The sequence below is a fragment of the Aegicerativicinus sediminis genome (assembly GCF_015476115.1).
In the GTDB taxonomy this organism is placed as follows: Bacteria; Bacteroidota; Bacteroidia; order Flavobacteriales; family Flavobacteriaceae; genus Aegicerativicinus; species Aegicerativicinus sediminis.
The window spans coordinates 121,910-146,557 of the sequence record NZ_CP064295.1; the positions used below are offsets into that span (position 1 = coordinate 121,910).

The 24,648-nt window shown below is 34.3% G+C and carries 25 protein-coding genes; 18 read left to right on the forward strand and 7 right to left on the reverse strand.

Annotation, left to right across the window (positions count from 1 at the left end):
• Complete coding sequence (locus ISU00_RS00500; RefSeq protein WP_228852082.1) at positions 1-327, reverse strand: tRNA-binding protein; 327 nt, start codon at positions 325-327, stop codon at positions 1-3.
• Positions 328-421: 94 nt separating this feature from the next.
• Between ISU00_RS00500 and ISU00_RS00505 the strand changes: the two genes are divergently transcribed.
• Entirely contained in the window at positions 422-979 is a 558-nt protein-coding gene (locus tag ISU00_RS00505) for a thioredoxin family protein (protein WP_228852083.1), read from the forward strand.
• A 3-nt stretch (positions 980-982) separates the two neighbouring features.
• Here the strand turns inward: ISU00_RS00505 and ISU00_RS00510 are convergent, their stop codons facing one another.
• Positions 983-1,711 carry an energy transducer TonB gene (locus ISU00_RS00510; RefSeq protein WP_228852084.1) on the reverse strand — a complete coding sequence of 243 codons (729 nt, stop codon included), beginning with the start codon at positions 1,709-1,711 and terminating at the stop codon, positions 983-985.
• Positions 1,712-2,264: 553 nt separating this feature from the next.
• On the opposite strand from ISU00_RS00510, the gene ISU00_RS00515 reads away from it, so the two are divergent.
• The 4 genes from ISU00_RS00515 to ISU00_RS00530 all read left to right on the forward strand — a co-directional run bounded on the left by ISU00_RS00515 (position 2,265) and on the right by ISU00_RS00530 (position 5,153).
• Complete coding sequence (locus tag ISU00_RS00515) at positions 2,265-3,161, forward strand: DUF1684 domain-containing protein (protein WP_228852085.1); 897 nt, start codon at positions 2,265-2,267, stop codon at positions 3,159-3,161.
• A gap of 82 nt (positions 3,162-3,243) precedes the next feature.
• Positions 3,244-3,939: a lysoplasmalogenase gene (locus tag ISU00_RS00520; RefSeq protein WP_228852086.1), complete on the forward strand. Its 696-nt coding sequence runs from the start codon at positions 3,244-3,246 to the stop codon at positions 3,937-3,939.
• A gap of 74 nt (positions 3,940-4,013) precedes the next feature.
• Positions 4,014-4,508, forward strand: coding sequence for an RNA polymerase sigma factor (locus tag ISU00_RS00525; protein ID WP_228852087.1), 495 nt, complete (start codon positions 4,014-4,016; stop codon positions 4,506-4,508).
• 3 nt (positions 4,509-4,511) lie between these two features.
• A complete protein-coding gene (locus tag ISU00_RS00530; RefSeq protein ID WP_228852088.1) occupies positions 4,512-5,153 on the forward strand; it encodes a hypothetical protein in 642 nt (213 codons plus the stop codon).
• Here the strand turns inward: ISU00_RS00530 and ISU00_RS00535 are convergent.
• Positions 5,150-5,959, reverse strand: coding sequence for a lysophospholipid acyltransferase family protein (locus tag ISU00_RS00535; protein WP_228852089.1), 810 nt, complete (start codon positions 5,957-5,959; stop codon positions 5,150-5,152). The genes ISU00_RS00530 and ISU00_RS00535 overlap by 4 nt on opposite strands.
• A 47-nt stretch (positions 5,960-6,006) precedes the next feature.
• On the reverse strand, positions 6,007-6,648 hold the full coding sequence (locus ISU00_RS00540) for an NUDIX hydrolase (protein WP_228852090.1): 642 nt from the start codon (positions 6,646-6,648) through the stop codon (positions 6,007-6,009).
• Between the two features lie 55 nt (positions 6,649-6,703).
• Between ISU00_RS00540 and ISU00_RS00545 the strand changes: the two genes are divergently transcribed.
• The 4 genes from ISU00_RS00545 (at position 6,704) to nhaA (ending at position 12,094) form a co-directional block, all read left to right on the forward strand.
• The gene (locus ISU00_RS00545) at positions 6,704-7,438 is read left to right on the forward strand and encodes a peptidylprolyl isomerase (protein WP_228852091.1); all 735 of its coding nucleotides are present in this window, start codon (positions 6,704-6,706) and stop codon (positions 7,436-7,438) included.
• Positions 7,439-7,508: 70 nt separating this feature from the next.
• The gene (locus tag ISU00_RS00550) at positions 7,509-9,665 is read left to right on the forward strand and encodes a M3 family metallopeptidase (protein WP_228852092.1); all 2,157 of its coding nucleotides are present in this window, start codon (positions 7,509-7,511) and stop codon (positions 9,663-9,665) included.
• 255 nt (positions 9,666-9,920) lie between these two features.
• The gene (locus ISU00_RS00555) at positions 9,921-10,766 is read left to right on the forward strand and encodes an alpha/beta fold hydrolase (RefSeq protein WP_228852093.1); all 846 of its coding nucleotides are present in this window, start codon (positions 9,921-9,923) and stop codon (positions 10,764-10,766) included.
• A gap of 179 nt (positions 10,767-10,945) precedes the next feature.
• Entirely contained in the window at positions 10,946-12,094 is a 1,149-nt protein-coding gene (gene nhaA, locus ISU00_RS00560) for a Na+/H+ antiporter NhaA (protein ID WP_228852094.1), read from the forward strand.
• On the opposite strand, the gene ISU00_RS00565 is transcribed toward nhaA, so the two are convergent.
• Positions 12,091-12,867 carry an oxygenase MpaB family protein gene (locus tag ISU00_RS00565; RefSeq protein WP_228852095.1) on the reverse strand — a complete coding sequence of 259 codons (777 nt, stop codon included), beginning with the start codon at positions 12,865-12,867 and terminating at the stop codon, positions 12,091-12,093. The genes nhaA and ISU00_RS00565 overlap by 4 nt on opposite strands.
• A gap of 165 nt (positions 12,868-13,032) precedes the next feature.
• Here ISU00_RS00565 and ISU00_RS00570 point away from each other — a divergent pair, with 165 nt between their 5' ends.
• The 3 genes from ISU00_RS00570 (at position 13,033) to ISU00_RS00580 (ending at position 17,072) form a co-directional block, all read left to right on the forward strand.
• Positions 13,033-15,132: a hypothetical protein gene (locus ISU00_RS00570; protein ID WP_228852096.1), complete on the forward strand. Its 2,100-nt coding sequence runs from the start codon at positions 13,033-13,035 to the stop codon at positions 15,130-15,132.
• A 160-nt stretch (positions 15,133-15,292) separates the two neighbouring features.
• The gene (locus ISU00_RS00575) at positions 15,293-15,721 is read left to right on the forward strand and encodes an SRPBCC domain-containing protein (RefSeq protein ID WP_228852097.1); all 429 of its coding nucleotides are present in this window, start codon (positions 15,293-15,295) and stop codon (positions 15,719-15,721) included.
• Positions 15,722-15,764: 43 nt separating this feature from the next.
• Positions 15,765-17,072, forward strand: a complete 1,308-nt coding sequence (locus tag ISU00_RS00580; RefSeq protein ID WP_228852098.1) for an alkaline phosphatase family protein — start codon at positions 15,765-15,767, stop codon at positions 17,070-17,072.
• Between the two features lie 2 nt (positions 17,073-17,074).
• Here ISU00_RS00580 and ISU00_RS00585 read toward each other — a convergent pair whose 3' ends face one another.
• Both ISU00_RS00585 and ISU00_RS00590 read right to left on the reverse strand, forming a co-directional pair.
• Positions 17,075-17,683 carry a trimeric intracellular cation channel family protein gene (locus tag ISU00_RS00585; RefSeq protein ID WP_228852099.1) on the reverse strand — a complete coding sequence of 203 codons (609 nt, stop codon included), beginning with the start codon at positions 17,681-17,683 and terminating at the stop codon, positions 17,075-17,077.
• The gene (locus ISU00_RS00590) at positions 17,683-18,408 is read right to left on the reverse strand and encodes an RDD family protein (RefSeq protein ID WP_228852100.1); all 726 of its coding nucleotides are present in this window, start codon (positions 18,406-18,408) and stop codon (positions 17,683-17,685) included. The genes ISU00_RS00585 and ISU00_RS00590 overlap by 1 nt, the downstream gene beginning before the upstream one ends.
• A gap of 35 nt (positions 18,409-18,443) precedes the next feature.
• Between ISU00_RS00590 and ISU00_RS00595 the strand changes: the two genes are divergently transcribed.
• The 6 genes from ISU00_RS00595 to ISU00_RS00620 all read left to right on the forward strand — a co-directional run bounded on the left by ISU00_RS00595 (position 18,444) and on the right by ISU00_RS00620 (position 24,640).
• Positions 18,444-19,412 carry a stage II sporulation protein M gene (locus ISU00_RS00595; protein ID WP_228852101.1) on the forward strand — a complete coding sequence of 323 codons (969 nt, stop codon included), beginning with the start codon at positions 18,444-18,446 and terminating at the stop codon, positions 19,410-19,412.
• Positions 19,413-19,420: 8 nt separating this feature from the next.
• Complete coding sequence (locus ISU00_RS00600) at positions 19,421-20,338, forward strand: hypothetical protein (protein WP_228852102.1); 918 nt, start codon at positions 19,421-19,423, stop codon at positions 20,336-20,338.
• Positions 20,328-21,068, forward strand: a complete 741-nt coding sequence (locus ISU00_RS00605) for a hypothetical protein (protein WP_228852103.1) — start codon at positions 20,328-20,330, stop codon at positions 21,066-21,068. Before ISU00_RS00600 ends, ISU00_RS00605 begins: the two co-directional genes overlap by 11 nt.
• Positions 21,061-22,257 carry a DUF4350 domain-containing protein gene (locus tag ISU00_RS00610; protein ID WP_228852104.1) on the forward strand — a complete coding sequence of 399 codons (1,197 nt, stop codon included), beginning with the start codon at positions 21,061-21,063 and terminating at the stop codon, positions 22,255-22,257. Before ISU00_RS00605 ends, ISU00_RS00610 begins: the two co-directional genes overlap by 8 nt.
• Complete coding sequence (locus tag ISU00_RS00615; protein WP_228852105.1) at positions 22,257-23,306, forward strand: AAA family ATPase; 1,050 nt, start codon at positions 22,257-22,259, stop codon at positions 23,304-23,306. Before ISU00_RS00610 ends, ISU00_RS00615 begins: the two co-directional genes overlap by 1 nt.
• 116 nt (positions 23,307-23,422) lie before the next feature.
• Positions 23,423-24,640 (forward strand): DUF58 domain-containing protein, encoded by a 1,218-nt coding sequence (locus tag ISU00_RS00620; protein ID WP_317174328.1) that lies wholly within the window; start codon positions 23,423-23,425, stop codon positions 24,638-24,640.
• The last annotated feature ends 8 nt before the right edge of the window (positions 24,641-24,648 follow it).

The window sequence follows — 24,648 nt, forward strand, 5'->3', positions numbered from 1 at the left end:
TCAGGAAATTTTTGAACCATTTGGAACTGGATTCTCAGGTTTTAATAAAATAACCTTTTCAGAACTAGTAGCTCCTAAAATGAGACATTGACTTTTAAAGTTAGCAATTTGCTTTTCTGGAAAATTTATGACAGCTAAAATTTGTTTGCCAATAAGGTTTTCTTTTTTATAAAGAGCCGTTATTTGTGCAGATGACTTTCGCCTTCCTAGGGGCCCAAAATCAATCAAAATTTGGTATGCTGGATTATGTGCCTTGGGAAAGTCGCTTACTTCTAAAATAGTACCGACACGTATATCTACTTTATTAAAATCGTCAAATTGAATCATTTAAAACTAAACTTTAGAGCTAAAAAATTTACATTGAGTTACCCATTAGACTTATGGAATGAATAAATTTATAACAAATTAAGCATATATTTTTATGGCTAGAACACCTTCAAATATGTTACCCTTAGAAACTATAGCACCAAGTTTTCAGTTAAAAGATACGGTTACGGGCGATATTGTTGGTATACCAAAAGACAAAGGAATAAATGGAACTGTAGTAATGTTCATATCTAACCACTGTCCATTTGTAAAACATGTAAATAAAGAAATATCAATAATAGCCAAAAAATATACTTCGAGAGGGATTCAATTTATTGCGGTCAGCAGTAATGATATTGAAAAATATCCTGAAGATGCGCCAAATAAAATGAAGGAAATGGCTATTGAACAAGATTTTATCTTCCCATATTTATTTGATTCTTCCCAGAAAGTTGCCAAAGATTATGATGCCGCTTGTACACCAGATTTTTATTTGTTTGATGAAAATCTCAAATTAGTGTACCGAGGTCAATTAGATGATTCCCGCCCTGGTAATGGAATACCAGTGACGGGAAAAGATCTTAGGTCTGCCATAGAAGCAATATTTTCAAACATACCCGTAAGTGAACATCAAAAACCTAGTATTGGTTGTAACATCAAATGGAAATCGTAATTATTACTGATTTGCCAAAATGAAATTAATAGGTATACTGTAAGGAACATTCACGGCCCTTCCTCTTTGTTTACCAGGTGTCATTTTAGGAAGAGAAGCTATAATTCTTTCTGCCTCCTTCTCTAAAAGCTTATCTGGTCCACGAGTTTTTAAATTGGAAGTTATGCCTTCCTTATTAATCGTAAAAATTACAAATACCCGACCATGAATGCCTAACTCAACGGCCATTGGCGGATAAGAGAAGTTTTTACGAACATGCTCTTGAATTTTAGCTTGAAAACAGGCTTTTCGTTCTGCTTCCGTCCCCTTCTCACAACCAGGAAAAATGGGCACATTTTCAATGACTGCAAAAGGAACTTCTATATCTTCTTCGACCTCCTCTACACCAACATCCTCAACAGCTACAACCTGATCCTCAATTGCGTCGTCTAAGTTCATTTCCGTACTTTCCACAATTGTTTCCTCAATTTCCTTAGCGTCTTCAACAACAGTAATATTTTCGGTTACGGCTGCAGGAGGTGGCGGTGGAGGTGGAACATTTAAGTCAATAACAGGGATTTCTTCTTGGAATTCTTCTTCCATTACCAAAATATCTTTGGCATATGTTGCTCTGTCGTAGGTTTTGTACTCAAGACCAAACCATGTTAAAAATAACATTACATTGAGACCAACAGCGAAATAAAGGCTGCTGTTTCGACCTACATCTAAGTTTGGATTTTTCTTTGATAACATGACACGGATTATTATTACCTAAAATTACATTATGATAGGTAGGATAATCATGATTTTTGTCATTAAAAACCAAATTTATAAAGCATTCTAAATCAATTTAATAAACCCCTTTTATAACTTATAATTAATTATTTATACAACCATTTTTCTACAAGCTAATTCACATTTTTTACAACTTTCAGCACACCTTTTACAATGCTCATTGTTATGTGCACTGCATTGTTCGGCACACCATGCACAAATCTCTGCACAAATCTGACAATACGCCTTTGAAAACCGACTTTCCGCTGCCATCATTTTAATACAAATTAAACAGGCATCTATACATTCTAAACAACATACGGGACAGTCATTCGTACTTTCCCTACCCGCCATTTGAACTAAGCAATTTTGACAATCTACAAGACACTGTTGACATGCCTCTATACATTCCTTATAAATACTATTCATTTTCAAAAAATTTGATTTTGATGAAAATATTTGATCTAAAATTCACTTATTTGTTGAATCAATTTAATTTTTGCAGTATTTACCGAGAAAGCCTGACCTATAAATGAGAAAATTTAAACCTCTAAAGATTTCTATTCTTGGATTAATTTCTTTGCTTGCAATTTCTTGCAATACACCCAACAAGTCTATTATTTCTATAGATTACCAAAATGAAATGGATACTTATTGGAAGAAAAGACGTGATTCAAGAGAAAATAATTATCTAAAATTATGCGGATTCCTTAAACTTGAAGATTCTATTTCTTTTTTCGGTTACAATGATGACTTAAGTCCTGAGATCAACGAACCTATGAGTGATACCATAGGTAAATTTTTAACCACCACCGACTCGATACTATTTTTCCCCTTAAATCAGCATAATACTAGAACTGAGGACGGAAAAACAATTGAAAAATTAAACTATCCATTAGACAGCAATGGCAATTCGGAAAAACTATATTTCAAAGATTTGTATTGGCAGATAATTACCAGATCAAATAAAAAATATGTTCGGGTGTGGCATTCCAAAAATCCAGCTGTAGAACATTTTAAGGGGTACGAAAAATTCCCTTTGAATTCTGATTTAAGACTTAAAGCCTATTTTAAATATTACGAGGAAGCCAAACATGAAGAAGTGAAATCTCAACTCGGCCTTCCTTCTTCCCAATCCTTTGTTGGAAAATTAACCTTTATGTTCAACGAAAACAATTATTCCCTAGATGTTGTAACTGATGGTTTTTTAATGGTTAGTGATGACACTTCTGGCGAAAAAACTTATGGCGGTGGCAGATATCTGGATTTGGATTTGCCCGAGAAAAATGATTCTATAATTCTAGACTTCAATAAACTATATAATCCTCCTTGTATATTCAGTGATTTCACAACATGTATATATCCCCCAACTCAAAATTATTTGCCGTTTCAAGTATTGGCAGGTGAAACCTCCATGGCTAAACAATGATTAAAAATCTTTTGAGGGTTCTATTTATTGGGTTCAGATTAGATAAAAATTATTCCATATTTTGCAATGCAATAACTAACTATTGAAAAAACGGCTTAAAATATTCCTTTGCTTTTTCATTATTCTGGTAATCAGTGAACTGTTTATTTTAAAGACACCAGATTTATCAGAATATAGAATTGTAAGCAAACCGGTAATTTTACTTTCTCTGTTACTTTTTTACGCGTTTAATTCTAGGCACCTAAAATGGGAGGCTAGGATTTTTACCATTCTTGCACTCGGACTATCACTTTTTGGTGATGTTTTTTTATTATTTGAGGAGGAAAATTCCGGATTCTTCATCGCTGGTTTAATATCATTTCTGCTAGCCCATATTTGTTATATTATCGTATTTTCAAAAGATCGACATCCGAAAAAATTTAAGTATTTATTTTTCTTGGCAATCGGAGCCTATTCATTTATGTTTTTTCGTCTTATTTATCCTGGATTACAAACGATGTTAATACCAGTTTTGATTTATGTAATGGTAATATTAGGGATGTTGAGTACAGCTTTTTTAAGAAGGGTTGATCCTCAAATGAGTTATTTTTTAATTCTCGGAGGAGCCCTATTATTTTTAATTTCAGATAGTCTCCTAGCCTATAATAAATTCTATGGAAATTTCAACAACGCCAATTTATGGATAATGTTTACCTACGCCATGGCACAAGTTAGTATTGTTATAGGCTTAATATATTCTAGGCGTATTTCGTTTATAAGGGAAATTCAAGAGGAATAATTTCTCTAACCGTTAAAATTTAATTGTAACAATTTTTAAGATTAAGCTACCAATAAGCAACTAACCTATCAGAATTGGATAAAGCACTCGAAAATAATTTTGTGGATCATTTGGAGAAACACCAAAATATAGTTCACAAGATTTGTAGGATGTATACCCACGATCAGGAGTCTCATAACGACTTATTTCAAGAGATTACCATACAATTGTGGAAAGCCTATCCAAAATTTAGAGGGGATGCCAAATTTACTACTTGGATGTACAGGGTGGGATTGAATACGGCCATTACTTTATATAGAAAATCAAAAAAGCGCGTTCAAACCCAAGAAATAGAAGGAGTTCAATATAAACTGAGGGCAAGGGAATATGATGATACTGAAGAGCAACAGTTAAAGTTAATGTATACTGCTGTAAAGCAACTTAATGATATTGAAAAAGCCTTAGTATTTCTCTATTTAGAAGATAAAAATTATAGCGAAATAAGCGAAACCCTAGGAATAACAGAAGTGAATGCCCGAGTTAAAATGAACCGGGTAAAAACCAAGTTGAAAACAATATTAAATCCGTAATATATGGATGAATTAGAATTATTAAAACGAGATTGGCAGAAGAGCGAGCATAGTTATCCTAAGGTATCCCAAGCCGAAATCTACAGGATGCTACACCGACGCTCATCCTCCATTGTAAAATGGATTTTTATAATAAGCATTATTGAAATTGTTTTTTGGTCGCTTATGCCATTTTTGTTCAGGGATTCTGAAACCTTGAAAAAGTTTGAAGAATACCATGCAGAGAATATTATCATCCCCCTTACTGTAATTTCTTATGTAGTACTAGCCTATTTTATTTATAGATTTTTTAAAAATTACAAAAACATTAATGCTACAAGTACTATTAAATCCTTGATGCATTCCATTTTAAGAACAAGACGAACCGTTAAACATTATGTAGTATTTAACTTAGCCTACATGGCTTTAACCATGTTTATTGTACTGGGAATCGAGTTCAATAGAGATGAGAAAATCAAATCGGTTATAGAAGAAGCCGCGGCTAATGGCGAATTATTAAAGTTTTATGCTTCTACAATATTCCTAGTACTTTTATTTGTAGCGCTTTTCGCCGTATTAATATTAATATTCTACTACCTAATTTATGGTATTCTATTAAGGCGACTAAATAAAAACTACAGGGAACTAAAAAGATTAGAAGTTTAATCCTCCGCACTCCAGCGACGCAATTGGTTTAGTTCTTCTTGTGCCTGTAATTCTTCCATAGGTATAACCTTTAGGAATGACGGATGTTGTTCTATTGAATATTCTATTTTTTCTACTATCGAGGCTATCGGTTCATTATCATAATCTATTTCTAATGGCTTTTTTATCTCCATAGTTTGGAGTATATTTTTCTTTTTTATTCGAATACCTTTCTTATCAAAAGATCTTCTGAAACCATCAATTACTATTGGAACCACTATAGGCCGATATTGCTTGATTATATGGGCTGTACCTTTTCTTATTGGCTTAAAGGGTGTTGTTGTACCTTGAGGAAAGGTAATAACCCAACCATCGTCTAAGGCTTTTTTAATGTTCGATATATCGCTCATTTTAACCTGTCGATTTACATCCTTACCAGCGGCTCTCCATGTTCTCTCTATACTTATAGATCCTGCATAGGCCAAAACCTTAGGCAAAAACCCAGATTTCATTGTTTCCTTAGCAGCTACATAGTATACATTCAGTTTTGGTTGCCACAAATAACCCACATTTTTTATAGAATCCACCCTGCCCTTCAAACTAGCATTAAAGACATGGAACATCGCTACCACATCTGCAAAATAAGTTTGGTGATTAGAAATAAATAAAACATTGGTTTCTGGTAAGTCCTTTATAATTTCGGAACCTTCAATTTGCAATTCATTAAAACCCCTAAATCGTCTATGGGTTAGTGCACCCATAATACGGATTAGCCATTTTTTTAGAAACAAAATATGGCCAAAAGGATTTCTTTTAAATAGCCCCATAGTCAGTTTTGAAAAAATAAGAATTACAAATTTAAGAAAATGCCTTACTATTTCACGAGTTTCAGGAGTTCTTTTAGCTCACTTAACATCATGGCAGTGGCTCCCCAAACGATATGTCCCTGAAAATCATAAGCCGGAACTTTAACCTTTCTATCTAAAGAAGTCATCACTAAAGCCTCCAATTGGTTGGCATCATCCAATAATTCGGACAGATTAATTGGCACCATATCTTCCACTTCAGACTCTTGCTTAACAAATAAGGGACAATTGTCTACAATACCCAAAAAAGGAAATACTCTATAGTTTGATGGAGGAATATAAATTTCACTCATAGACCTTACGAGTGATATGCAATTGCGCTGCACTCCGATTTCTTCTTCGGTTTCACGTAAGGCGGCATCCTCTAAGGAATTGTCATCTTTTTCAACCTTTCCACCGGGAAAACCAATTTGGTTAGAATGTATACCTTTATAAGTTTTCCTGAGAATCAGAGCGAGTTTCGAATTACCATATTCATCAGGGAAAATTAAAGCTAATACAGCCGCTAACCTAGCCCGATCAATTTGATTCCTATAACTTTCGATCAGGTCCTTTCTATAAGGAGGTGCCATTTTAAACTGAGCATCCTCCCCTGGGAGTTCTAGATTTTTTAACTTTGGAATCTGTAATTGAAAATCTTTAAAATACATAATGCCTAGCCTTAATCTGTTAACGATTTAAAGGTAAATCGGTAGAAACTAAAGTATGATGTTTAAAAAAATTGGACTATTGTGCCTTTTGGCAATCTTGCTTAATTGTGAAGATAAAAAATCTCAACAAACTAATACAAAAGAAAATAATTCAAAGGTAGATTCCACCTTATCACTTAAAGATTCTATTGATACTAAAACGACCAAGATAAAAGATACCATTCAAAAACCGGAGTATCCCTTCCTAACAGATGAAAATGCCATGGAGTTCTTCCTTCAATACGACAAGGAAAACAAAGAGAATAAAGTTCGGATAACCACTGATTTCGGTGATATAGAAATTGAACTATTTGATGAAACTAAATTTCACAGATCCAATTTTATTTACCTCACCAAAAGACACTATTTTGATGAAACCCAGTTTTATCGTGTTGTAAACAACTTTATCATCCAAGGCGGAAACACCGATGATGCGGAGGTAAAACATAAACGCTCAGAAATTGGCCATTATTTACTGCCAAAAGATACCCGCCATGGATTTAAACATTACAGAGGCGTAGTGTCTATGCCGAGTAGTGAAATAGAGAATCCCCACAAGTTAGCGTCTCCTTATGAGTTCTTTATCGTTCAAAATCCTAATGGAGCTCATCACCTAGATGGAGACTATACCGCTTTTGGAAAGGTTACAAAAGGAATGGATGTGGTTGATGAAATAGCGAAACAAAAAACAGACAGGCGTGAGTGGCCTTTGCATAACATATACATCCGAAAGGCCGAAATTATAGATTGATTCGTTCCTAAATCCCTCTTAAAGCCGTAAATTTGGAGTTAATTTTTTCAACTTATAAATTACCCTAAAAATGTATAATAAATTAATAGCAGTTACTGGCTTAACGGCCATCCTATTGGTAACATCATGCAAGTATGAAACCGAAAATTCTGAAATGAAAGATGAAACCCAATCAACAGAAAATGTTTTGTTAGAGAAATGGACAGGTCCATATAGCGGCGTTCCTGCCTTCGACAAAATGGAAGTGAGCGATGTAAAACCTGCAATGCGAAAGGCAATGGAATTAAGTTTGACGGAAATAGATTCCATAGCCAATAACCCAGAACCACCAAACTTCGAAAATACCATTGAAGCTATGGAGCGTTCAGGCAAAGCGTTAGATCGCGTTTTTGTGTATTATGGTATTTTCAGCAGCAACATGTCGAGCCCTGAGTTTAGGGAAGTTCAAACAGAATTGGCACCGGAGATTTCTGAATATAGTTCAAAAATTTCTCAAAATGAAAAGCTGTTTCAACGTATAAAAACGGTTTACGAAAATGCAAAAACTAATCCTTTAGACCCTGATCAACAACGTGTATTAGAGTTAGTTTATAAGGATTTTGAAATGAATGGAGCGGATTTAGACGCTACCAAGAAAGCTCGATATGCAGAAATTAATAAAGAACTTTCGTCATTGTACACCAAATTTTCAAACAATGTTTTACATGATGAGGAAAATTATGTGACCTTTTTAAATAAAGATCAACTTAGCGGACTACCAGATGATTATATCAAATCGGCCGCACAAATTGCAAAAGACAAAGGTCATGAAGGCGAATATGCTGTAACTAACACCCGTTCATCAATGGATCCCTTTTTAACTTATTCAGATGAACGCGACTTAAGAAAAAAGGTATGGACCAATTATTATGCACGAGGCGACAACGGGGATGACTATGATAATAACGAATTAATTGCGCAAATATTAAAATTGCGTAGAGAACGTGTTCAATTAATGGGTTATGATAATTACGCGGATTGGCGATTACAAGATCGTATGGCAAAAACTCCAGAAAATGCAATGGATCTTATGATGAAAGTTTGGCCAGCTGCAATTGCAAGGGTTGATGAAGAAGTTGCTGATATGCAAGAAATTGCCAAAGAGGAAGGCGCTAACATTACTATAGAACCCTGGGATTATAGATATTATGCAGAAAAGGTTAGAAAGAAAAAGTATGATCTTAATTCTGACGAGGTTAAACAATACTTACAATTAGATAAATTAAGGGATGCCATTTTTTATGTGGCAGACCGATTATTTAATTATCAATTTACCCCTGTTGAAGAAGGGAAAGTACCTGTCTTTCATCCGGATGTAAATGTTTGGGAAGTAACAGATAAAGATAGTGGTGAATTTATCGGGCTTTGGTATTTAGATCCCTTCGCAAGAACTGGAAAACGTTCTGGTGCTTGGGCAACTATGTACAGAAGTCACAACATGTTAGACGGTAAGCAAACTGTCCTTGCTTCCAACAACTCAAATTTTGTAAAAGCAGCTCCTGGGGAACCGGTATTGATTTCCTGGGACGACGCAGAAACTTTTTTCCATGAATTTGGCCACGCTTTGCATTTCTTTTCTTCAAATGTTAAATATCCAACATTGAATAGCGGTGTTCGTGATTACACTGAATTTCAATCGCAACTATTGGAGCGTTGGTTATCTACAGATGAAGTAATAAATCAATTCTTAGTCCATTACCAGACTGGTGAACCAATGCCTAAAGAATTGGTTGAGAAAATCAAAAAGTCTTCAACCTTTAATCAAGGTTTTGCAACCACCGAATATTTGGCTTCAGCCTTAATTGATATGAAGTTGCATTTGGCAGACCCAGATAATATCGATATCGATAAGTTTGAACGTGAAACATTACAGGAATTAAATATGCCTAAAGAATTACCTATGAGGCATAGAACTCCACAATTTGGACATGTTTTTTCAGGAGAAGGATATGCAACAGCGTACTATGGTTATCTTTGGGCAGATGTCTTAACATCTGATGCTGCTGAGGCTTTCCAAGAAGCCAAAGGTGGATTTTATGATTCAGAGGTTGCTAAAAAGCTGGTGGAATATCTATTTGCTCCTCGAAATTCTATGGATCCTGCAGAAGCTTATCGACTATTTAGAGGAAGAGAAGCTGAAATTGATGCATTAATGCGCGACAGAGGTTTTCCAGTTCCTAAGAACTAAAACAATTCTTAATTATAAAAGCCACCATAAATGGTGGCTTTTCTATTAGTTTACAATTCAAATTAGATTATAACAACCTGAATTTCATTATTTTTATATTATAGCGATTTATTGAAGAACAACGAAAGTAACAGCAGTATTAGAAGAACAATTTGAGTTCTCCAAATGGAAATAAATTCTAGAAATCTTTTACTATTTACACCGTTTACAAATACTTAATTTCTGACCTATAACCCTATGCTTAGTAGTTAACCAATGATAAAATTGTCCAAAATCAAAATAAATGATTTACAATTTGATGTTCGTTCAGCAGGAGATCCTGAAAATGAATTGGTTTTTTTTCTTCATGGTTTTCCCGAAACATCTGCAATGTGGACAGAATTAATGAAAAAAATATCAGGACATGGTTTTTATTGTGTAGCTCCGAACCTACGTGGATATAGCAAAGGAGCCTGTCCAAGAGGCAAAAAGAATTACACCATTGACAAATTACAAAAAGACGTTTTCGGTATTTCCGATTTGTTCGGAAACGAAAAATTTCATTTGGTCGCACACGATTGGGGGGCAATTATAGCTTGGCACATGGCATTTGATAGACCTGATCGAATTTTAACTTATACGGCACTTTCCGTTCCCCACCCCACCGCATTTAAAAGAGCATATAAAGAACACGAGGAGCAACGCAAAAAAAGTAGTTATATCAAACTTTTTATGATTCCCTTTTTATCCGAATTTAAATTAAGGAAAAACAACCTAGCACTGCTTAGAAAACTTTGGAAACATACTAATCAAGAAGTTCTTGAAGACTATGTGTCCGTTTTCAGTAATAAAAAATCTCTAACGGCTGCCTTAAATTACTATCGAGCAAATATGGGTGGAAAAAAAGGGAAACCCATTGGAAAAATTAATGTTCCTACGCTATTAATTTGGGGCAATTCAGATTTGGCAGTTTCAAGGTTTGCTGTGGAAAACAACCAAACTTTTATGGGAAGTGACTACAAATTTGTAGAAGTAGAAGGTGGTCATTGGTTAGTACAAACTAATTTTGAAGAGACTTACAAAAATTTAATCTCACACCTATCTAATCCTAACAGTAAATAGCTCGGTCAAAAAATCAACGGTTGCCTTTTAAAAATAATATCACTTACTCCTAAAGCAAAACCTTTATCTTTATTCCAGTTTTAAATTTATCAATCTTCCGATCAGCAAATTTTTAATTAAAAAACCTCCTTATAATGGGAAGCCATTTCCATCATTAAAATGCAATAACCGATTTATCCATGATTGCAACCAAACTATTTAAAGAATTTTTCGAAAGCGAGAAAGCTGGAGGATTAATGTTGATCTTCTGCACTTTAATTTCACTTTTAATAGCAAATTCAACTATAGGAACCTCCTATTTAAATTTTTGGGATATTCAATTTTCAGGTCACAGCATTGTAGAATGGATTAACGATGGTCTTATGGCAATTTTCTTCCTACTCATTGGTCTTGAACTTGAGCGTGAAATTTATAAAGGTGAGCTATCCAATGTTAAGGATGCCTTACTCCCTACCTTTGCAGCAATTGGCGGAATTGCAATTCCGGCGGGAATTTATTTGTTATTCAATTTTGGAACGACAACCCAAAATGGCGCAGGAATTCCAATGGCAACCGACATAGCTTTTGCTTTAGGGGTACTATCCTTATTGGGAAATCGGGTAACTGTATCATTGAAAGTATTTTTAACGGCTTTGGCGGTTATTGATGATTTAGGAGCGATATTAATTATTGCATTCTTCTATACCAAAACACTAATCTGGACTAATCTCCTTATTTCTCTCGGTATTTTTGCTTTGCTTTTAGTCTTTAATCGACTTAAGGTAAGAAACCTAATTCCGTATTTAATTGGCGGTGTCTTAATGTGGTATTTTATGCTAAATTCAGGGGTCCATGCAACCATTACCGGTGTACTCCTTGCCTTTGCGTTACCCTTCGGAAATGGTGATGAAAAATCTACATCTTACATTTTACAACATTTTCTACATATGCCTGTTGCCTTTTTTATATTGCCAATTTTCGCACTTGCCAATACGGCCATCATTTTAAGCGGAAGTGTAGGAGAAATATTTACAGAGCCATATGGTCTTGGCATTGCCCTTGGCCTTATTTTAGGGAAACCTATTGGTGTTTTCCTTTTTGCATTTTTGGCCATAAGCCTGAAACTTTGCAAACTCCCAGAGGATATGAATTGGAAATCCATTATAGGGGTTGGATTTCTTGGCGGTATCGGTTTTACCATGTCAATTTTCATAACCTTATTGGCATTTGAAGATGATGCCCTTATAAACAATACAAAACTTGTAATACTTATTTCTTCCCTATTGGCTGGGTTAATAGGGTTTTTAGTTCTCAAATTGACCTTTAAGAACGGTGAAGTATCAAATTAAATATTTAGATAATTTGTAGGAACATCTAAATCCTTTATTTGTTTCTTGTATTTGGAAGGAAGTATTAGAGATTTGATTATTTTATCAAAAGAGATTGTCCTACTTAATTTATACATTGGTACAATAGGTTTTAATAATGAGTTGGGTTTGAAGTCCAAATACTCCTTTACCCTATCAGGCACCAATAATTTTTGACCTTCAATTAAAATGCTGTACCGAAAATTCCCTAAGTGTTTCTTATACTGTTTAAAAAGATCTAAAGTATAGTCACTATTGGTCAGGTCCTCATCAAGATGTTGTTGACGAGCTATTAACCATTCCTTATAAGTTTTTGGCAATTCTTTTAAAGACATACCAATACCGACCATGTAAAAAACATCATACACCTCTTCTTTCTCTTTATATGAAAGTGGTTTCTCTAATAATTCATAAGATGCTATTGAATAATAAATCAACATAAAAAGAACATCCCTATACGCCCAATCCGGGATGGACGCACCTCTACTTTCCTCAACCGATTCATGAATTTTTCTTAGATTCTGAATGGCCTTAACGGCCTCCTCTTTGGGCGCAAATACAATATGCTTAGCATAAGTAACTGTTGAAAATAATCTACCCAAAGGATCTGAAGGTAATCTTCCTGTAAAATAAAGCCAATCCACTGCTTTATTCAATGCAAATTCCGCAGCGGCCCCAGCAAATACAAACAATACAGTATCGCCTTTCCCCCAGATTTTCCTAACTATTGAATCATATTCTACAAATGGTTGCATAATTGTTAATAGCCTTTATCGAATGTTATGCCTAGTTGGGTGCTGTTTAACAGAAAAGATTATCTTTATTGAGCCTCCCCACTGACAATAAATTTTATAATCGCTTCCTTCAAAATTACAGCAATTGAAAATGTTTTGGAGCTATTTGAGATCGATTTACTCAATATGAACTTTTTTAAGGAACTACAACGAAGAAACGTAATTAAAGCAGGTCTAGCCTACTTAGTTACTTCTTGGATTATTCTCCAAATTGCCTCTTTATTATTCCCCATTTTACAAATCGATATAAAATTTCAGAAGTGGCTGTTGATTGCTCTACTAATTGGTTTCCCACTTTGGATTATTTTTGCATACATCTATGATTGGACCCCTGAGGGCTTTAAAAAAACTGCTGATGAAGATGAAGCAATCACCACAGGTCTTCCCTCAAAAAACATATCAACACGTTATATTATTCTAGGACTTTCAATTGCCTTGGTACTGTTAATAGCCGATAAAGTTTTCAACATAGCATTAGGCGAAGACATAAAATCCAGCGAGATTAAAACCATCGCCGTCCTACCTTTTCAACATGATAGTGAAACAAATGAGGATGAGTTCTTTACCAGAGGAGTACATGAAGATATAATGACAAAACTAGCCGGGGTTAAAGATTTTAGAATTATAGCCAAATCTACCATAATGCCTTTAAAGGATTTCGAGGGAGATTTAAAAAAACTAGGAGAAGAACTTAAGGCGCAATATTTCTTAGAAGGAACCGTAAGAAAATGGAAAGACGACATACGTATGACTGTTCAGCTGATTGAGTCCTCTACAAACCAGGCTATTTGGTCTCATGAGTATAGTGGAAAATTAACAAATGTCTTGGAGTTACAGGCCACAATTGCAAACGTCATAACCCAAAAACTAAAGGCTAACCTCAGTAAGAAAGAGAAAAAAGACATTGGAGAATTTCCAACTTCAATAGTTTCAGCATATGAAGATTTTTTAAAAGCTAGGGATATTCTGAACAATCCAAGAAAAACAAATCAAGAAATAAATCAGGCAGTTTTATTATTAAAAAAATCTGTTGAAGCTGACCCTAATTTCACCAATGCATGGTCCCTTTTAGTGGAAGCTTACAGTGAAGAATATAGAAATTTATCCCGTTTGGATGGTAATGAGGAAGAAATGGCTAAAGCAAAAGAAAATGCCCAATTAGCGCTTAATACTGCTAAACAACTAGCCCCCAATCAATGGGAAGTCCTTGCTGAAGAAGGCTTTTATCTTCTAAACATAGAAAAAGATAAAATCGCTGCATTGAAAGCTTTTGAAAAAGCCGTTGAACAAAATCCTAGTGATTTAGCATCAATGAGAGAATTGGCTTTCATTTACCTCACCCTAGCAGATTTAGAAAAAGGAACCTCCATTTTAGAAAACGCTTTTACAGTTGCTCCGAATAATGGACTTATTAGCTACGGCTTAACTTTTATGTACGAATTTCAAGGAGCATACGATAAAATGGTTCCCTTAATGGAGCGGCTCTTTGAAATTTTTCCAGAGGAGAAACATTATTTGGTAGAAGCTAAATATTATAAATTTTTAAAAGATGGTTCTCTTTCATCTTATAAAGAATTTGAAAATATTGTCAAGGAAACCAATGCTGAAAACCCTTGGGATGAACGTGCCTTAAAAAACATGGACATGATTGTAGCTATGTTTAACAATGAGTTTGAACAATACCACGAGGATTGGAAAGGAAAAAATAATAACCACATAAAAGATCATGGCGATTGGATGTGTCCTTTAGTTGCTAATGATTATATCAACCAAGCTAGAGTTTTAATTACTCATGATGAAAATGAAGATGCCAATGAAATTATGGAAGAAGTTTCTGAAATTGTGCTGAGACCCGTCAATCCCAATTCAATTTGTGTTTTCAATCCTGATGTCTATCTTCCTAAATTAGATTTTCTCAGGGGAGAAAAAAGTGTTGCCAAAGAGAAAATTGAAGCCTTAGTTTTACCTACACTACAAAATAAAAATTTTCCAACAGGTGCGGTCGAGCGTTCTGTGTTGCTTCAAGCCATGGATTTGATTGAGCCAGAACGCGTTTATTATTTTTACGAACAAATCGTAAAAAACACTCTTTCAATGACCAGTTTTGAATCGATTTGTGCCGATCCTTGGACATATCCAAATCTTTTGAAAGATCCTCGATTTATTAGTGAGGTCAAAGCGGATGGGCGCTTTGTTGATTTTTTGAAGACTTACAATTTTTTATAATTAACACTGGTGGTTTCGGCATAAATTTTCTTTGATATAAATTACATAAACCCCTATTTTTAACATCTACTGTCTAACTTTTTGTTTGCGATATGAAAATGAAAAGCGAAACACAAAGAGTTAGTTATAATTAATATAAATACCCTAGAAAATCTTTATCATGGAACAACCATCGAAGCCTGAAAAAATTACTATTTCAGCATTTATTAAGGCTGAAAAAAATAAAGTATGGGATTATTACACAAAACCCGAACATATTATCAATTGGAATTTCGCTAGTGATGACTGGTATTGTCCTACAGCAGAAAACGACTTAAAGCAGGGAGGTAAATATAAAGCTCGGATGGAGGCTAAAGATGGGAGTTTCGGTTTTGATTATGAAGCTACTTATGACCAAGTAATTATAGAGAATAAACTAATTTCAAAAATGCCAGATGGTCGTGAAGTCATTAACACTTTTGAAAAACACGATGACGGCACATTAGTTACAACCGTTTTTGATGCTGAATTCAAAAACCCTATTGAAATGCAAAGGAATGGTTGGCAGGCAATTTTAAACAGTTTTAAAACCTACACTGAAACACATTGATTCATTTAACAAACGATTATTTAGTGTTCCGAATTCATAATCAATGTTAATAGCTAAACAAAGATCTTTCGACAGGAATTATAGGATCCTTAGATTTCTAATGCTGCTTTTAGCATTTCTAGCTTTTTCCTCATGTAGTCAAAAATTAAGGCCTACAATCACTAAGGCTCCTACAGAAAATTCAAAAACAGCACTAAATCAACCTTATGTATTATTAATTTCTTGTGATGGTTTTCGATGGGATTATGTAGATCGTTTTCACCCCCCAAATCTTTCAAAATTTATCAAAGATGGTGTCCATGCGGAATCACTCATCCCATCCTTTCCCACAAAAACTTTCCCCAATCACTATACAATAGCTACTGGCATGTACCCAGACAAGCATGGCATAGTAAATAATCATTTCTATAGCTATGATCATGGAAGAGATTATAAGGTTGGGGATAATGACGTTGTACCCGACGGAAAATTTTACAAAGGAACCCCAATTTGGGTGCAAGCGGCAAAACATGGTATGGTCACGGCCAGTTATTTTTTTGTAGGAACTGAAGCGGACATACAAGGTATATACCCTACTTATTATAAACCTTATAATGGCCGAATAAAAAATGAGGCAAGGGTAAATCAGGTTATTGATTGGCTAAACCTTCCTGAGAAAATAAGACCACATTTTATATCGCTTTACTTTTCGGACTTAGATGGTACGGGTCACCGTTATGGCCCTAATAATGATGAAAAAATAAAGGAAACTCTTTTTCGATTAGATACAGTTCTGGGTCAACTGTTTATAGGAATTGAAAAAACAAATTTGCCAGTTAATACAATCATTGTTTCAGACCATGGCATGATAGAGGTGCCATATAATCATATGATTCCCATTACAAAAATTGAAGATGAATCTAAATACAAAACTTACAATGTCGGCACGATGGCTAGTCTTCACCTTAAGGATTTATCTCAAAAACAATCCATTTATAATGACCTTAAAAGTCTTGAAGACCACTTCAAAGTTTATTTTACTGTAGACACACCAGGTTTTGAATATTCACCAAAAAACAAAAATTTCGGTGATATACAATTAGTTACAGATACTGGTTATATTTTCGCTTCAAAAGATTTAATTGATAGAGCAAAAGCAGTTAAGGCATTTACAGGACAACATGGCTATGACCCGAGTTTAAAAGAAATGCATGGTATATTTTATGGCAATGGACCTGCTTTTAAGCAAGATTTCAAAATAAACTCAATTAAAAATATTCATATCTATCCGCTTTTGTGCCGCATTTTAGATTTGCCAATCCCAAAAAATATAGATGGTAAATTTCGCAACATTAAGACAGTACTAAAGTAGGATTAGTTATTCCTGTAAATATTCGGCAAACTAATTTTGAATTTTACCGCTAACAATCTTATCGTTATTACAATAGACCCGGCCATTATAAATACCCAATTACCATCAATCGGCAATTGTTTTAAGATAAAGTAGGAAGCACCTCCTAAAATACATGCAGTTGCATAAATTTCCTTTCTAAAAATAACAGGAATTTCATTACACAATATATCACGAATAACGCCGCCGAAGGAAGCTGTCATTGTACCTAAGAAAATACAAATAATGGGATGCAAACCAGCGCTAAGTCCTTTTTCAAGACCAACCAAGGTATAAAGTCCAATACCTATGGTATCAAATAAAAACAAAGATGTTCTTAGATAATTTAGTTTATTCTGAAACACAATAGCAAAAACTGCAGCGGCTAAAATCACATAAGTGTAAGTAATGTCCGTCATCCATGCAACGGGGGTCTGGCCTATAAGTAAATCTCTTAAAGTACCACCCCCAACTGCTGTAACAAAGGCTATAATTACAACACCAAACAGGTCCATTCGTTTATTCATGGCCACCAACACACCAGAAATTGCAAAAGCAATAGTTCCTAAAATATCAATGACATTGAAAAACATTACATCCGTTGTGTATAGTAGTTATAATCTTTTAAAATCGTATCGAGGAACTCCTTATCGTACATGGGTGTATCAATATTTAAAACCTCAGTAACCTTTTGGCGAAGAAGTGTCAGGGTTTTATAATCATTTGTTTTCGTGGCAATGTTGAAGGTTTCTTTAATAATTCTAACATCTTGGTCATTCAGTTCAGTTACATTGCTAAATACAGGGCTGTAATCCTCAGATATTTCTTCTAAAATTGTACTACTTATCTTATGTTTCTTCTTAGTACTTACCACAACTGTTCCTGCCGCATAATCACCAACCCTTTGCTTCTTTTCAGAAAGGAGAATGGTGACTACGCCAATAGAAGAGAAAAACATCCAAATATCAATGATCCTTAACATCCATCGTACCAAGAAATTATACCATTGGGTTGGCGCTCCATCAAGTCGCACAACTTTAATATTCAAAATCATTTTGCCCACCGTACGTCCACCAAAAATGAGATTACATAAAAAGGAATAAAAAAATGCCGGCAATAAAAACAAGCCTAAAAACCCTCGTTTGGTCCAATCGTCAGCATCGAAAATCTCGGAGACATGTACGGCTTTCTCAACGATTGACATATAGGTTAAGAGAATAAGGCCATCAATAAGAAAAGCTACAACACGCTCGCCCAATCCTATGAGCCTATAATCTAAGTTAACATTTTGGGCAGTGTTAATTGCTAAAGTCCCCATACCAATGTATATTCGTTTTTCAATAAAAAAAGACCATGCGGGAGGCCTCATTTGTGAAGCAAAATAAAGAAAAATGGATTGTTTTTGAAAAGGCGCTTCATAATAATCTTAAGATAAACCCAGATGACCTAGCTTCTTATTACATTCAACTCACCAATGACCTCTCATATGCACAGACCTATTATCCTGGCAGTAAAACTTTGTTATACCTCAATTCATTAGCAACTGAAGCCCACCAAAAAATATATATCACCAAAAGAGAGAGTAAAAACAAAATAATTTCCTTTTGGAAGTACGAATTTCCCCTCTTTTTTCAAAAATACCATAGAACGCTGCTCTTCACCTTTTTGTTTTTTATGGCAGCAGTAATAATTGGCACCGTTTCGACTTTAAACGACGACTCATTTGTGCGGCTAATTTTGGGTGATGCCTATGTAAACATGACCTTAGAAAATATAGAAAAGGGTGAGCCTATGGCTGTTTATAAAAGTGGAAGCAATATTGGTTCTTTCCTTGGGATAACCATTAATAACATTCGTGTGGCGATGATTGCCTTTGCCTTTGGAGCATTATTAAGTGTTGGAACAATATTCATTTTATTTAATAATGGAATTATGCTTGGGGCATTTATTTCATTCTTTTATAAATATGGATTGTTGGATTCAACTTCTACCATTTGGCTACATGGAACGATAGAAATTTCAGTTATAGTAATAGCAGGTTGCGCGGGTTTGGTTATGGGGAACAGTTTTTTATTTCCTAAAACCTATTCTAGGCGAATTTCCTTTATGCGGGGCGCAAAAGACGGTCTAAAAATTGTTGTTAGTACCATTCCGTTTTTTATAATAGCCGGTTTTATTGAAGGGTTTATAACACGATATGGTGATGGAATGCCAAAAATTTTGGCATTTTCGATTATTGCCGCTTCTTTATTTTTGATTGTTTATTACTATATTATTTACCCTATTCAACTGAATATAAAGTTACCCAACAACTTAACCTAACAAATTAAATGGCAGACACCTATATAGAGCTAAGACGAAGAAATTCCTTCGGTGATATAATTAACCTTTACTTTCAATTTTTAAAATCCCAATTTAAAACATTTGTAAACCTTTACCTGAAATACAATGCCATTAGCATGGTAATTACACTAATAGCTGCATATCTATTAGTTACGGGTTTTATGGGAATGGCTAGCAGGGATTTCAGATTTGGTATGGGAGGACCAATCAATAATGAAGTTTATTTATATAGTGGCGCAGCCATTTTAATCCTCGTAATAATGGTAACCTATTTTCTCAATTTTAGCTTTGCCAGCTCCTATTTGGTTACTTATGTTGAAAATAATGGTGAGGTGAATGGGCCTAAAGTATGGGAGAAGATTAAAGCCAACTTTTTATCATTGATCACTTTTATTTTGTTAGGCTTCTTGATGTACGTTGGATTTTTAATTGCATCGGTGATAGTTTCATTAATACCTTTTATTGGTATATTTCTGCAATATGGATTGAGTTTCACTCTTTCCGCTTTTTTCGGATTGTCGTTTATTTCAATTTTTATAGGCAATAAAGCAGTTAGTGATGCATTTTCTGAGGGTTGGAATTTCACTTTCGAAAATTTTTGGAAAGTAGTATTATTTGGGTTAATCATTGGCATTTTAAATTTAATGATCGTTACCCTAATTTTATCGGTACCTGGTTTTATTATTTCTATATACATTTATTTTTCAATAGATAGCAATGTAGAAATCCTAACTAGCGTATTTGCAAATGTTTTATTCACCTTAGGGTTTGCTATATTCATATTAGCTTTTATTTTTTCACAAGCGCTAAGCCAAATAGCTTATGGAATACTTTATTATAATTTATTTGAAGAAAAATACAATAGCTTTCTAAGGGAACAAATTGAAAAGATCGGTGCGCATTAAATCACTTCATTTTATTTTACTAACCGTAATATTTTTCTTGGTAAATAGCTCATTTGGCATGGTGCAAGGCCGCGATCGGGATAGTATTATGAGGGACTCCTCAAGTATCAAAATTTCAGATTTTAAGGAAGGAATTGCTAACCGCTACCAAGGAGATGATTTCAATTATAACATAAACGACACAGGTGGCATTAATTTATTGCAGAGGGTTTTAAGAAGCTTTTTTGAATTCATTGCCGATTTATTTGGTTTCGATATTGGTTTTCTAGACTACCAAACCCTAGAATATATCATATATGCATTAATGGGACTAGGTATGATTTATTTACTGATTAAAATGCTATTAAAGGTTCCGGCATCACAAGTCTTTAGAAATGAAGATGCACCCCTGGAAGGGTTCAATTTAATGGAAGAATCGATTGAAGAAATTAATTTCGAACAATTAATAAATGAGGCATTAAAAGATAATAATCATCGGTTAGCCACCCGATATCTTTATTTAAAGTCACTTAAAACATTAGCCAACAAGGGAATTATAAAGTGGGATTATGACAAAACCAATAGTGACTATCTTAAGGAAATAACGAAAGAGGATACCAAATCCCTCTTTGAAATTGTTTCCAAAATTTACGAGTATGTATGGTATGGAGAATTTCCTTTAGACAAGGATACGTTTGATCGTAACCAAATACACTTTAATAAGCTAAATAAGGTTTCAGTCAATGGATAGAAGATCGAAAATATGGCTCTATCTTATAGTATTCATCATTCTTTTGATGATGGTGGCAGAAATAACAAAGCCAAAAGCTATAAATTGGCGCGATTCTTATTCGGCTTCAGACAAAATACCACTTGGTTGTTACATTATTCACAATGAATTGAATTCTTTTTACAATAAGGAACTTATAACAACAAATCAAGCCTTATATGATTTCATTAAAGAGTACAAAAGTGATAATAAAACCACTCTTTTAATGATTAATAATGAATTCCATTTTGATAAGGAGGAATCAAAGATTTTGGAAGAATTTGTATCAGAAGGTAATTCTGTTTTTATAAGTGGGCTTTATTTATATGGGGCATTGGCCGACACTTTGAATTTGTCGACTATGTGGAGTTATAATACCCTTTTTAAAAAGCAATCCCATAGCCTATTTAACAGCCCAAGTTTGAAAGATCGTTCTGCCTATTTTGAGGACGTAATTGAAAATTCTTATTTGAACAAGATTGACACTACCAATACTTTAGTCCTTGGTAATATGCGTCCTAAAGATTCAACAAAGACTTATGTGAACTACGTGAAAATACCATTTGGAAATGAAAATGGTGCATTTTATGTACATACTAATCCATTTGCCTTTACAAATTACCATATGCTAAGGGACAAAACCGAATATGCGGCAGCGGTGCTCTCATTTTTGCCAAACGACATTTTAATTTGGGATAATTACCATAAAACTGGCCGCAAGGTTATCACCAGTCCTTTGCGTTTTATTTTAACTAATTCAGCATTGCGGTGGGGTTTTTACGTAAGTTTAATTGGGTTAATTTTATATGTGTTATTTCAAGGAAAGCGAACCCAAAGAATTATCCCAATTGTAAGTCCACCAAGAAACGCCTCGGTAGAATTTACTAAAACCATTGGCGATTTATATTTTCAACATGGAGATTACAGCAATATTATTGGCAAAAAAATAACCTACTTTTTAGAATATGTTAGGTCTACCTATTATCTGAATACCGACCAATTTAATGAAAGGTTTATTCGCAATTTATCTCAAAAGTCTGGTAATACTATCGAACAAACCAAACAATTGGTTGATTATATAATTTATTTAAAAAACAAAAATCAACATAATCAGAAAGAATTAATTGAATTGAATAAGTTGATTGAACAATTTAAAACAGCAACAACATAATGGAACAACCTATAGAGTCAAATCCAGAGAACAAACTCAATACTGAAATTTCCAACCCATCCATCACCCATGATGAGCAACCAGAATTTCAATCGCGAATAGAATTGGAACCTTTACAAAAAGCGGTGAATGAAATAAAGAAAGAGATTTCAAAAATAATTGTTGGACAAGAAGACCTAATAGAATTATTGATAATCTCCATCTTAACCAATGGGCATAGTTTAATTGAAGGGGTTCCAGGTGTTGCCAAAACAATCACAGCCAAACTTTTGGCAAAAACATTGGATATAGATTTTAGTCGAATTCAATTTACTCCAGATTTAATGCCAAGCGATATCCTTGGTACTTCAGTTTTTAATGTAAAAACCAACGAATTCGAATTTAAAAAGGGGCCCATTTTTTCCAATTTGGTATTAATTGATGAAATCAACAGAGCACCAGCAAAAACACAAGCTGCACTTTTTGAGGTAATGGCTGAAAGACAAATAACGATGGATGGCATTTGCTATGAAATGGAACAACCATTTTTGGTTTTCGCTACCCAAAACCCTATTGAACAAGAAGGCACTTACAGACTTCCAGAGGCACAATTAGATCGTTTTTTGTTCAAAATTAGTGTTCACTATCCATCACTTGAAAATGAGGTGCAGATTCTAAAAGAAAATCATAAAAGACGTGATATAATCAACTTTGATTCAATAAAACCTGTTCTTAAGGCAGCAGAAATAGCCCACTTTCAACAATTGATAAAACAGGTGGTGGTTGAGGACCATTTATTAGAATACATAGCCGCCATTATTAATAATACAAGGACGAATGCCAATTTATTTTTGGGAGCCTCACCACGTGCATCCATTGCAATACTTAATGCCGCCAAAGCTAATGCCGCCATACAAGGAAGAGATTTTGTAACTCCAGATGACATTAAACGGTGCACATTTGCAGTGTTGCAGCATCGCTTAGTGTTAACCCCTGAACGAGAAATGGAGGCTTTTACAGTAGATAAGGTCGTAAATCAGATTTTAGAAACATTGGAAATACCCCGTTAGTGAAAAACTTCCTTAAACAGCTCTATTTTAAATCTCGATTTTTTTTCGGTTTAGTGTTACTTGCCTTCTTATTTATTTTGGCATACCTATACCCTAGCCTTTTTGGGATAATAAAAATGCTGTTTTTTGTATTCCTTGGATTAGTTCTTCTAGATATCCTACTTTTATTTAGGACTAAGTTCGGTATCGTTGCCAAAAGAAATTTACCTGAAAAATTTAGTAATGGAGATGATAACCCTGTTGAAGTAACCGTTAAAAGCAATTATAATTTTGATGTTGATTTAGAAATAATTGACGAGCTTCCTGTACAATTTCAAGAACGCAACTTTAGCATTCAAACAGGACTTCAAAAGCATAAAAAGAAAAAACTGACCTACCAAATTAGACCACTTGAACGGGGAGAATTTCATTATGGGAAATTGAATATATATACCACTACCCCAATAGGTATTGTATCAAGACGGTTTGAGTTTGGCACCAATTTTATGGTCCCTAATTACCCATCCTTTCTGCAACTTCGTAAATACATGTTGTTGGCATTTTCAAATAAAATATTTGATAATGGTCTCAAAAAAATCAGGAGAATTGGGCATACTATGGAGTTTGAACAAATTAAAGATTATGTGCAGGGAGATGACATTAGGAATATAAATTGGAAAGCAACGGCCAAAAGCAATAGGTTAATGGTTAACCAATATCAGGACGAACGATCACAGCCAATTTATAGCGTCATCGATAAGGGCAGAATCATGAAAATGCCTTTCAATGGCCTTAGTTTACTCGATTATGCGATTAATGCCACTTTAGTTATAAGTAATGTGGCGCTAAAAAAACAAGACAAGGCGGGTATGTTTTCCTTTTCAAAACAAGTAGAAAATAAAGTTATAGCAGAAAGGAGACCTTCTCAAATGAACTTGATTCTTGAGACCTTATATAATCTTAACACAGATTTTTCTGAATCTGATTTTGCACGCCTTTATATAGATGTAAAACGTAACCTTAATCAGCGTAGCCTCCTTTTGCTTTATACCAATTTTGAAACTATGGATGGGTTGCACAGGCAATTACCATATCTGCAAATGATTGCGAAATACCATTTATTGGTAGTTATCTTTTTTGAGAATACCGAGTTAAATGGTTTAGCAGAAAAATCATCTAATAATACGTATGAAATTTTTGAGAAGGTAATTGCGGAGAAGTTCATTTTTGAAAAGAAGATGATTGTTAAAGAACTTCAGAAACATGGTATCCAGTGTCTTTTAACGGCTCCAGAAAATCTCACCATCAACACCATTAATAAATACCTCGAGATTAAAGCCAGAGGCTTAATATAAAAAAAAGA